The organism is Luteibacter yeojuensis (assembly GCF_000964085.1).
Classification (GTDB): Bacteria; Pseudomonadota; Gammaproteobacteria; order Xanthomonadales; family Rhodanobacteraceae; genus Luteibacter; species Luteibacter yeojuensis_A.
In genome coordinates, this window is sequence record NZ_JZRB01000038.1 from 1 (window position 1) to 10,895 (window position 10,895).

Annotated in this window: 9 protein-coding genes; 3 read left to right on the forward strand and 6 right to left on the reverse strand. The window is 67.9% G+C overall.

Features of this window, described 5'->3' with window-relative positions:
- Positions 1-79: 79 nt before the first annotated feature.
- A complete protein-coding gene (locus VI08_RS16130; RefSeq protein ID WP_045830646.1) occupies positions 80-913 on the reverse strand; it encodes an oxidoreductase in 834 nt (277 codons plus the stop codon).
- A 124-nt stretch (positions 914-1,037) separates the two neighbouring features.
- Between VI08_RS16130 and VI08_RS16135 the strand changes: the two genes are divergently transcribed.
- On the forward strand, positions 1,038-1,937 hold the full coding sequence (locus VI08_RS16135; protein WP_232309570.1) for an AraC family transcriptional regulator: 900 nt from the start codon (positions 1,038-1,040) through the stop codon (positions 1,935-1,937).
- Positions 1,938-2,032: 95 nt separating this feature from the next.
- Here VI08_RS16135 and zwf read toward each other — a convergent pair whose 3' ends face one another.
- The 4 genes from zwf to recQ form a co-directional block, all read right to left on the reverse strand.
- On the reverse strand, positions 2,033-3,832 hold the full coding sequence (gene zwf, locus VI08_RS16140; protein WP_045830648.1) for a glucose-6-phosphate dehydrogenase: 1,800 nt from the start codon (positions 3,830-3,832) through the stop codon (positions 2,033-2,035).
- A complete protein-coding gene (locus VI08_RS16145) occupies positions 3,829-5,655 on the reverse strand; it encodes a glycoside hydrolase family 15 protein (RefSeq protein ID WP_045830649.1) in 1,827 nt (608 codons plus the stop codon). The genes zwf and VI08_RS16145 overlap by 4 nt, the downstream gene beginning before the upstream one ends.
- A gap of 116 nt (positions 5,656-5,771) precedes the next feature.
- The gene (ybaL, locus tag VI08_RS16150; protein WP_045830650.1) at positions 5,772-7,427 is read right to left on the reverse strand and encodes a YbaL family putative K(+) efflux transporter; all 1,656 of its coding nucleotides are present in this window, start codon (positions 7,425-7,427) and stop codon (positions 5,772-5,774) included.
- A gap of 164 nt (positions 7,428-7,591) precedes the next feature.
- The gene (gene recQ, locus VI08_RS16155; RefSeq protein ID WP_045830651.1) at positions 7,592-9,403 is read right to left on the reverse strand and encodes a DNA helicase RecQ; all 1,812 of its coding nucleotides are present in this window, start codon (positions 9,401-9,403) and stop codon (positions 7,592-7,594) included.
- Between the two features lie 179 nt (positions 9,404-9,582).
- Between recQ and VI08_RS16160 the strand changes: the two genes are divergently transcribed.
- On the forward strand, positions 9,583-9,849 hold the full coding sequence (locus VI08_RS16160; protein WP_045830652.1) for a hypothetical protein: 267 nt from the start codon (positions 9,583-9,585) through the stop codon (positions 9,847-9,849).
- Here VI08_RS16160 and VI08_RS16165 read toward each other — a convergent pair.
- Entirely contained in the window at positions 9,846-10,232 is a 387-nt protein-coding gene (locus tag VI08_RS16165) for an MGMT family protein (RefSeq protein WP_045830653.1), read from the reverse strand. The genes VI08_RS16160 and VI08_RS16165 overlap by 4 nt on opposite strands.
- A gap of 76 nt (positions 10,233-10,308) precedes the next feature.
- On the opposite strand from VI08_RS16165, the gene VI08_RS16170 reads away from it, so the two are divergent.
- Positions 10,309-10,713 (forward strand): hypothetical protein, encoded by a 405-nt coding sequence (locus VI08_RS16170; protein ID WP_045830654.1) that lies wholly within the window; start codon positions 10,309-10,311, stop codon positions 10,711-10,713.
- Positions 10,714-10,895 lie beyond the last annotated feature (182 nt).

Consider the following 10,895-nt stretch of genomic DNA (forward strand, 5'->3'; position numbering starts at 1 on the left):
GGGGTCACCTCACTTGCGCGCGATGGGTGCTTACCGCAAGACCCATCGCGCGCAAGCGCGCTCCTACAGGAGAACAGCTTCAGCCGTCTGTTGAGACGGCCAGCGTTTCCCACTCACTGATCGATGCTTCAAACGCGGTTAGCTTGTCGCGCACCAGCTTCAACGCATCGCTCCCAAGCAACAAGTGGGCCGGCGGGTTCTCCGCGGCGATCACCTCCAGCATCGCCCGCGCCGCCTTCACCGGGTCGCCCAATTGCTTGCCGCTCTTTTCTTCGCGGGCCTGGCGGATGGGATCGAAGATGGTGTCGTAGTCGGCGATGGAGCGCGGCGTACGCTGCATCGAGCGCCCTGCCCAGTCGGTGCGAAACGAACCCGGCGCCACCGCGGTGACAGCGATGCCCAGCGGGCCGACTTCCTTGCCCAGCGTTTCGGAAATACCTTCCAGCGCGAACTTGCTGCCGCAGTAGTACGCGATGCCGGGCATGGTGATGTGGCCGCCCATCGAGGTGATATTGAGGATGTGGCCGCGGCGGCGCTGGCGCATGCAGGGCAGCACGGCCTTCATCATGGCGACCGCACCGAACACGTTCACGTCGAACTGGCGGCGCATCTCGTCGAGCGGCGATTCCTCCATGATGCCTTCGTGGCCGTAGCCTGCGTTGTTCACGAGGACGTCGATGGGGCCGACGTTCGCTTCCACTTCCGCCACGACGCCATCGATGGCGTCGAAGTCAGTCACGTCGAGGAGGCGGGCATGGGCCTTGCCCGGCGCGAGGGCTTCGAACGCGCGCTTCGCCTCAGCGTTACGGACGGTGCCGACGACGGCGTGGCCCTGGGCAAGGGCCTCCTGGGCGAGCGCCTTGCCAAAGCCGCTGCTGACGCCAGTAATGAACAGAGTCTTCTTGTCGGTCATGGAGTGCTCCAGTGGTTGATCCTGGAATGCATAATCCACCACCATGGCGGCGTCGATAAGCCGAATTTGGCTTTTTTTCTTGCCTATTACTATGAGCACACCGAAGACTCGCACCCTTGCACTGTTGCGCGAACTGGCCCCGGACGAGGGCTACAACCTCACGGCGGTACCCAGCGTACGCATCCTCCGCTCCGATCGCGCGCTGGCCCGCACGCCCGTGCTCTACGACCCCGGCATCGTCATCGTGTGCCAGGGGCGCAAGCGCGGTTACTTCGGCGACCAGCTCTACCTCTACGACGAGGACCAGTACCTCGCCGTCTCCGTGCCCGTCCCCTTCACCATGGAAACGGATGCGACGCCGGACCATCCCCTACTCGCCCTCTACCTGCACCTCGACTTCGCGCTTGCCGCGGAGGTGGCGGAACAGATCGACCGGGAAGGCCTCAGCGATTCCGTCCAGGCACCGCAAAGCATGATGTCCACGCCGATGGACGAGGCCATGCGCGATTCGGTGCTGCGTTTCCTCGAAGCGATGCAGAAGCCACTGGATGCCGCGGTGCTTGGCCCGGGCCTGCTGCGTGAACTGTATTTCCGCGTGCTCACCGGCGCGCAGGGCAGCGCCATGCGCAGCGCGCTGGCCATGCGCGGCCAGTTCGGCCGGATCAGCCAGGCGTTGCGTGTGATCCACGCGTCGTACGCGCAACCCCTCGACGTGGCCCGGCTTGCGAGTGAAGCCGGCATGAGTGCGCCCAGCTTCCACAGCCACTTCAAGGCGATCACGCAGGTATCGCCCATGCAGTACGTGAAGTCGACGCGGCTGCACCAGGCACGGCTGCTGATGGTGCGGCAATCGCTGACGGCCGAAGCGGCGAGCCATGCGGTGGGCTACACCAGCCCGTCGCAGTTCAGTCGGGAGTTCCGGCGTTTGTTCGGTGCCACGCCAGCGGCGGAGGCGCGCCGGATGCGGGAAAGCTTTGCGATTCCCGAGGCCTTCGCGGATGCGGTGTACGTCTCGTCGCACTAACTGCTGTTTGTAGGAGCCCACCCCTGTGGGCGATACCTGCGAAGCGTGTCGCTAAAGGCGTCGCCCACGGGTGTGGGCTCCTACAACCCGACCGATTATCTGCGTTTTGTCGCCGTGGCCTTGCGGGCCGCTGCGACGCGCTTCTTCGGTGCATTACTCGCGGCGGCCTTTTTCGAGGTGACTTTTTTCACCGCGACCTTCTTCGCCGGCGCGGCCTTCTTCACCGAAGCCTTGCGCAACGTCTTCTTCGCCGCGGCACGCTTGGCGCGCGACGGCTTGGCGGGTTCTTTCGTCGCCAGTTGCGGGGCCTGGCCGGCGTCGGCCTTCTGGCGGGCCGCGCGGCGGGCGGGTTCCGCGCCGGTGTTGAGCGGGCGCCATGAGCGGCCGCCCATGGCGAGCAGCGTATCGGACGAGGCCGGGCCGGCGCTGCCGGAGGCGTAGTTGGGGAAGTCGGCCGGGATGCGCTGGTGCCAGTCGTCGATGATGGGCTGCACGGCGCGCCAGCAGGCCTCGACCATGTCGGCGCGCTGGAACAGCGTGGCATCGCCGGTCATGCAGTCGTACAGCAGGGTCTCGTAGCCCACGTTCGGTTCGGCGCGGAACCAGTCGGCGTATTTGAAATCCATGCGCACGGGCGCGAGTTCCACGCGCGGGCCGGGGCGCTTCACGTCGAACTGCAGCGAGATGCCTTCATCCGGCTGGATCTGCAGCACCAGCCAATCGGGGCCGAACGCGTCCATGCCGGTGCCGCGGAACGGCGCCATGGGCGCGCTCTTGAAGCGGATGGCGATCTCGGTGGTGCGCCGGCCCATGTGCTTGCCGGTGCGCAGGAAGAACGGCACGCCCGACCAGCGCCAGGTATCGATGGCGAGCTTCATGGCCACGAAGGTTTCGGTGACCGAATCGGATGCCACGTCGGGTTCGTCGCGGTAGGCGCGCGCGAGTTCGCCATTGACCGCGCCGGGGCCGTACTGGCCGCGCACGGCGTCCTCGGGGAGGATGGGCCGGATGGCTTCGATCACTTCGGCCTTGCGCGTGCGCACGGCTTCGGCATCGAACGAGGTGGGCGGCTCCATGGCCACCATGGCCAGCAGCTGGAAGAGGTGGTTCGGCACCATGTCGCGCAGCGCGCCGGTCTGTTCGTAGAACGAGCCACGGCGTTCCACGCCCACGGTTTCGGCCACGGTGATCTGCACGTGGTCGATGCGGTCGCGGTTCCATATGGGCTCGAACAGGCCGTTGGCGAAGCGGAAGGCCATGATGTTCTGCACCGTCTCCTTGCCCAGGAAGTGGTCGATGCGGTAGATCTGGTCCTCGCGCAGCACCTTCAGCACGCGCTCGTTGAGCGCCTGGGCCGAGTGCAGGTCGTGGCCGAACGGCTTCTCGATGATGACGCGGCGCCAGGTGCCGCTATCGGCGCCACCATCGTCGGTGAGGCCGGCGTCGCGCAGCTGCTCGATCACATCGCCGAAGAAACGCTCGGGCGTGGCGAGGTAGAACAGCACGTTGCCCTGGGTGCCGCGGCGGCGGTCGATGTCCTTGAGCTTCGTGGCCAGCGCGTGGAACGACGACGCGTCGTCGAAATCGCCCTGGAAATACGTCATCTGGCTGCTGAGCCAGCCCCAGGCCTCTTCGTCGAGGCGCTGGCCGGCGCCGGAGACGTAGCGCTCCAGCGAGGTGCGCAGGTTGCCCTTCCAGGCGTTGTCGCTCATCTTGCCGTGGTTGAAGCCCACGATGGCGAAGTTATCGGAAAGCAGGCCGGTGCGGCGCATGTTGTAGAGCGCGGGCACCACCAGGCGGCTGGTGAGGTCGCCGGCGGCGCCGAAGATCACGACGGTACACGGGTCGGCCGGGTGAGCGCGGGAGGTGGCGCGCTTCGGTTGGGCTTGGCTCATGCACGGACTCCTTGGGGGGCGTTGGATTCGGGGGTGGCGTGGATGTCGGCTGTGGCACTGTAGCCATGCGCCAGGCTAAAGGCGGCATTGACCAGTGCGACATGCGAAAAGGCTTGCGGGAAATTGCCCAGCAGGCGCTTCGACCGTGGATCGTACTCCTCCGCGAGCAGGCCGAGGTCGTTCGTGAGGCCTACCAGGCGTTCGAACAACGCGCGGGCTTCGGCCATGCGGCCTTGCGCCACGTAGTTTTCGACCAGCCAGAAGCTGCACGGAAGGAACTCGCCCTCGCCCGGCGGTAGCCCGTCGACGCCGCTGCGGGTGTCGTAGCGGCGGACAAAGCCATCGACGAGCAGGTCTTCTTCCACGGCTTTCACCGTGGCGACCATGCGCGGATCGTCGGCGGGCAGGAAATCGGTGAGCGTGACGAGGAGCAGGCTGGCGTCCAGCTCCTTCGAGCCGTACGACTGCGTGAAGCAGCCACGCTCGGGGTCGACGCCCTTGGCGAGGATATCGGCCTTGATCTCCTCGGCGATGCTGCGCCAGTGCTTCACGTAATGCGGGTCGAGGCCCTCGCGCTGTTGCTCGGCGGCGCGGGCGAACGCCAGCCACGCCATAACCTTGGAATGCACGAAGTGCCGCGGCTCGCCGCGGATCTCCCAGATGCCTTCATCGGGGTGCCGCCAGATGTTGGCCAGGTGGTCGAGGAACACCGCCTGCACGTTATCGGCCTCGGGGTGCAGCACCACGCCGTGCTTCATGGCGTGCGAGAACGCACCGACGAGCTCGCCGAAGATATCGAGCTGGAACTGGTTCGAGGCGGCATTGCCGACGCGCACGGGCTTGGCGCCTTCGTAGCCGGCAAGCCAGGTCACTTCGTATTCCTCGAGCCGGCGCTCGCCCGCCAGGCCATACAGCACCTGCAGCTGGCCAGGCGAACCGGCCACCGCGCGGCGTACCCAGTCGCGCCACGCGCTGGCCTCGTCGTGGTAGCCGGCGTTGACCAGCGCGGAAAGCACGAACGTGGCGTCGCGCGCCCAGCAGAAGCGGTAATCCCAGTTACGCTCGCCGCCGAACTGCTCGGGCAGTGAAGTGGTGGGCGCGGCGACGATGCCGCCCGTGGGCTGGTAGCTGAGGCCTTTCAGCACGACGAGCGAGCGGCGCACCACCTCGCTCCATTCGCCGCTGGCATTGCAATGGCCCGACCACTCCCCCCAGAACTCCAGCGCCTGTTCCAGCGCGATGCGCGGATCAAGCGGCTCGGGCGGCGGCAGGTGCGAGGGGCCCCATGCCATGACGAAAGGCGCGCGGTCGCCGGCACCGACCTGGAAGCGGGCCACGCTCTCCATGCCCTCGCCTTCGATCTCGACCGGCGTGCGCAGCACGATCATGTCGGGGCCGGCGATGGCGGTGAGCGTGCCATCCTCGAGCGTGGTGACCCATGGCAGCGCGTTGCCGTAGTCGAAGCGCACCTTCAGGCGGCTTTCGAAATCCACGCGCCCCTCGAGCCCGATAACCACGCGGGTGACACCCACCTGCTCGCCCGCGAACGGCATGAAGTCGATGACCTTGGCCTTGCCCGTGGCGGTGGTCCAGGTGGTCTCGAGGACGAGGCTGCCGTCGATGTATTGCCGCGTGCTGGTGGCGTCCGGGTCGGCGGGGGCAAGCGACCAGCGCCCGTTATCCTCGTCGCCCAGCAGCGCCGCGAAGGCCGCGGCGGAATCGAAGCGTGGCAGGCACAGCCAGTCGATGGAGCCGTTGCGCGCCACCAGGGCGGCGCTACGGCAGTTACCGAGCATGGCGTAGTCTTCGATCCGGGATGCCATCGTTCCTCCGATTCGCAGTGGGCTAACCGGACAACGGTAGCCAGCGGGACGTTAGGGCGATGTATCCGGCAAAGTCTTGCGAATGCGTGCCGTGGCAGCGCCGACCGGGCGTGGGCCTAGTGCCCCCCATGCGCGGGCCTGGGCTGCGCCGCCTCGAACATGCTGCGTGCCAGCTCTTGTTCGCCGTACACGACCTCACTGGCACCCAGCCCCGCGAGGTGGCTGACGCAATCGGGCGAGTGGGCGCGCGCGACGATGGGGAGATCGGGGCGGGCCGCGCGCGCGGCGCGTACCACCTGGCCGCCTTCGAAGGGATCGGGCACCGTCACGATGAGCGCGCGGGCCGAGCCGAGGTTCGCTTCGGCGAGGACGGGGGCGGCGGCGGCGTTGCCGATGACGATGTCGGCACCGCCGTGCTCGCGCAGGTCGCGCACGGCGTCTTCATCGGTCTCGATGACGAGCACCGGCGCGCCGGTTGCCTGCAGCTCCGCGAACACGCGGCGGCCCACGCGGCCGAAGCCTACCAGCACGGTGTGGCCGCGCATGTCGGGGTGCTCGTCGGGCGCATCGGCGTCGTGCTTCGCCACCCAGCGGTCGAGTGCGACGAACAGCAGCGGGTTGACGAGGATGGAGACGATGGCGGCGGCGAGGAGGATATCGCGCGCTTCTTCGCTGAGCAGGCCGAGCGATACGCCAAGGCCAGCGAGGATGAAGGAGAACTCGCCGATTTGCGCGAGGCTGGTGGCGATAGTGAGCGCGGTCTTGGTGGGGCGGCCGAACAGGCGCACGATGGCGAACGCGGCGACCGACTTGCCCACGATGATGATGAAGCACGCGGCGAGCACCAGCCACGGCTGCTGCACGAGGATATGCGGGTTGAACAGCATGCCGATGGAAACGAAGAACAGCACGGCGAACGCATCGCGCAGCGGCAGCGTCTCTTCCGCCGCCTGCTGCGACAGTTTCGATTCACCCATCATCATGCCCGCGAAAAACGCGCCCAGCTCGAAGCTGACATCGAACAGGTGCGCCGCGCCAAACGCCACGCCCAGCGCGATGGCGAGCACGGCGAGGCGGAACAGCTCGCGCGAGCCGGTACCCGAGACCGCCTGCAGCATCCACGGGATGGCGCGCTTGCCGATGACGAGCATCACCGCGACGAAGAGCACCACCTTGCCGATGGTGATGGCGACGGTCTGCACGAGTTCACCGGTGGTGGGCGTGGCCGCGCCCCCGGCGTTGCCGCCAAGGAAGCCCGCGAGCGCCGGCAGCAACACCAGGGCCAGCACCATGGCGAGGTCTTCGACGATGAGCCAGCCCACCGCGATGCGGCCCCGGTCGCTGTCGAGCAGGCGGCGTTCTTCCATCGCGCGCAGCAGCACGACGGTGCTGGCCACCGACAGCGCCAGGCCGAAGACGAACCCCTGCGCCATGGGCCAGCCGAGCATCCAGCCAAGCAACATGCCCAGGCCAGTGGCCACGCCCATCTGCACGGCCGCGCCCGGTATCGAGATGTTCTTTACCGCGAGGAGGTCTTTGAGCGAGAAATGCAGGCCCACGCCGAACATCAGCAGGATGACGCCCAGGTCGGCCAGTTCCTGCGCGATGTGCGCATCGGCCACGTAGCCCGGGGTGAACGGCCCGGCGACCACGCCGGCGACGAGGTAACCCGCGATCACCGGCAGGCGGACACGGTGCGCAAGCGCGCCGAAGATGAAGGCGAGGACGAGGCCCCCGACGATGGTGGCGATGAGTGGCGTGGCGTCGTGCATGGGGGCTCCCTTTATCACCTTAGGGTTGGGGATAAGGCGTTGCGGATGCAAGCGCCGGGGCGGGATTTCTCTAATAAATTTCAGGACTTGAGAATATACTCATCGCACTCGTCCTGCCTTGGTGTCGGTTCATTCGCGATAGCGAATGAACCGGTTGGCGTGGTCTATTCGGCGGCGGTGAGGACGGCAAGAAAGTCTTTGCCGTATTTCTTGAGCTTGCTGTCGCCCACGCCGCTGATGGCGGCGAGTTCGCTTTCATCCTGTGGCAGCGAGCGCAGCATGGCGAGCAGCGTGGCGTCGTGGAAGATGACGTAGGCAGGCACGCCATGGGCCTTGGCCAGCTCGGCGCGGACGCGGCGCAGGTCGTTCCACAGGGGCTCCTCGGTAGCCTCGATGCCCAGCGAGCTGCCACCGGCCGGCGCGCTGCTGCGCGTGCGGCGGCCCTTCGCGGGCCGGGCATCCTCGCGCAGTTGCACGGGGCGCTCGCCCTTCAGCACCGGGCCGCTCAGCGCGGAAAGGCGCAGCGTGCCGTAGCCCTCGGGATCGGCCTCGACAAGGCCGGCGGCCAGCAGCTGGCGGAACACCGAGCGCCACTGCGTGGCATCCATGTCGGCCCCCACGCCGAAGACGCTGAGCTTGTCGTGGCCCAGGTCGCGGACGCGATCGCCTGCTTCGCCACGCAGGATTTCGATGAGGTGGCCCGCGCCGTAGCGCTGGCCACTGCGGTAGATGGCCGACATGGCCTTTTGCGCGGCGAGCGTGGCGTCCCAGGTTTTTGGCGGCACGAGGCAGTTGTCGCAGTTGCCGCAGTGGCCCGGATGGGTTTCGGCGAACGCCTCGAGCAGCAGCTGGCGGCGGCAGCGCGTGGCCTCCGCGTAACCGAGCAACGTATCGAGCTTGAGGCGCTCGATGCGCTTGCGGTCGTCGCCCGATTCGGACTGGGCGATCATCTGGCTCATGGTGACGACATCGCCCAGGCCATAGACCATCCACGCCTCGGCGGCCAGGCCATCGCGGCCGGCGCGGCCGGTTTCCTGGTAGTAGCCCTCCATGCTGCGTGGCAGGTCGAGATGGGCCACGAAACGCACGTCGGGTTTGTCGATGCCCATGCCGAACGCGACGGTGGCGACCATGACGATGGCGTCCTCGCGCAGGAAACGCTGCTGGTGGCGCTGCCGGGTCTCGGCATCGAGGCCCGCGTGGTACGGCAGCGCGTCGACGCCCGCCTCGGCGAGCCACGCGGCGGTCTCGTCCACCTTGCGCCGGCTGAGGCAATAGACGATGCCCGCATCGCCACGGTGCGCGTCGAGGAAATCGAGGAGCTGGCGGCGCGCGTTTTGCCTCGGCGCCACGCGGTAGCGGATGTTGGGCCGGTCGAAGCTGGCGACGAAACGGCGCGCCGCGTGCAGGCGCAGGCGCTCGACGATCTCTTCGCGGGTGCGCTCGTCGGCGGTGGCCGTGAGCGCGATGCGCGGCACCTCGGGGAAACGCTCGTGCAGGATGGTGAGTTCGCGGTACTCGGGCCGGAAATCATGGCCCCACTGCGAGACGCAATGCGCTTCGTCGATGGCGAACACGGCGATGGGGATGCGATCGAGCAGCGCGAGGAAGCGCGGCGTGAGCAGGCGCTCCGGCGCCACGTAGAGCATGTCGAGCTCGCCGGCGAGCAGTTTGTCTTCCACCTCGCGCTGGGTGAGCGCGTCGAGGCTGGAATTGAGATAGCGCGCCCTGACGCCGGCTTCGATCAGGGCATCGACCTGGTCCTGCATCAGCGCGATGAGCGGCGACACGACGATGCCGGTGCCGTAGCGCATGAGCGCGGGGATCTGGTAGCAGAGCGACTTGCCGCCGCCCGTGGGCATGAGCACCAGGGCGTCGCCACCACCGGCGACCTCCTCGACGATGGCTTGCTGCTGGCCACGGAACGCGGGGTAACCGAAGACGGAATGGAGGAGATCGAGGGCGGAGGACTGCATGCCGCAATGCTACCAAACCGGCCCGCGCGGTCTGTCGGCCTACACTGCAATCGGCGTAGGCCTACACCGACATCAGCCGACGGCGATTGCCTCTACGTGCTCGCCGGGCGCGCAATGGAGCCGGGCCACCGGCCCGCCAGCCGCCGGCTTTTTCCGGCGCGTTCCAAGGGGGTCCCACCATGCGCATCGCCACCGTACTTGCACCCTTCGCCGTCGCGGCCGCCCCGGCCGTCGCGAGCGGGGGCACGCTCATCTTCGCGGGCGCCATCCGCGAACCGACCTGCGCCGTGGCGAACACGGCGGCAGCCCCGCCCTGCCGCCAGGGCGTCGCATCGACTGGCCGCGAGGTGCCGGCGTCCCGCCTTGCCGGGGTGCCGTTGTTCGATTACGCCGTGGCCCGCGACCCGGCCGTGCGGTGGCGGGTGGTCGAGGTGGTGTACCGCTAGCCGCCCGGGAAGCCCCAGATGGCGCGATCCAGGTCATGGTCCAGGCCGAACGCGCTCATCGGCACGCGGCCGTCCTTCACGGTCACGCCTTCCGCCTTCAGCCGCTTCACCTGCTCCCGGTACCCCCGCGTGCCCGCGGGGATGCCGATGCGGCCATCGGCCCGCAGCACGCGGTGCCAGGGCAGGTCGGGGCGGTTGGGGGCATCACCCAGCACCCGGCCAATGAGGCGGGCGCGGCCGGGGTAGCCGGCGCGGGCGGCGATGGCGCCATAACTGGCCACGCGGCCAGGGGGTATCGCGGCGACCGCCTCGATGATCCGTTGCGCGCGCAGGGCGCGGGCCTCGTCGTCGTCCAGCTCGTCAGTGGGGGCGTCAGTGGTCATCGCAGGTTCGTGCATGCCAATCGAAACACGACGAGCGTACCATCGGTGCTCCACGATCCGAGCCCAAGGCCAGGCCATGCGTCACTTCGAGGCAATCCGCTCCCACGTGGGCGCCGTCCACAAGCTGCGGCAGAACGAGCCGTACGTCATCAGCTTCGACCTGGAGCTGCCCGATGGCCGCCACCAGGGCATCTACCTGGCGGAACTGGAAGACGCCGATGGCCAGCGCTTCCTGCGCGTCTCCACCCCCGTGGGCCCGCTTGCCGGGCTGGACGCCCGCCGCTGCCTGCGCTTCAACTGGGAGCAGCGCACCGGCTACCTGGCCGAGGCCGACCTCGACGGCTCGCCCTACCTGCACCTGTGCGAGAACCGCCCCTACGACTACCTCGACGAGCGCGAGCTGCAGCGGATCATCGAAGAGCTGGGGGCTACCGGCGACCAGCTGGAGCAGGTTGTCAACGGCTCGGCTGACGCGCTTTGACTTGACGTTGATCTGTTTTTTTGCGCGAGCCAGTGCTGCAACGCGCGGTGGCGTCGGTTCATCCGCATGCGCGGATGCGTGGTTCGAGCGGCTTGCGCCGCCTAAGGCTGGTGCGGTGTCGCCAGTCGGTGGCGGGTGGGCCCCTGGGGCCGCCAGTCGCGGACCTGCGGACCGGGCCGTAG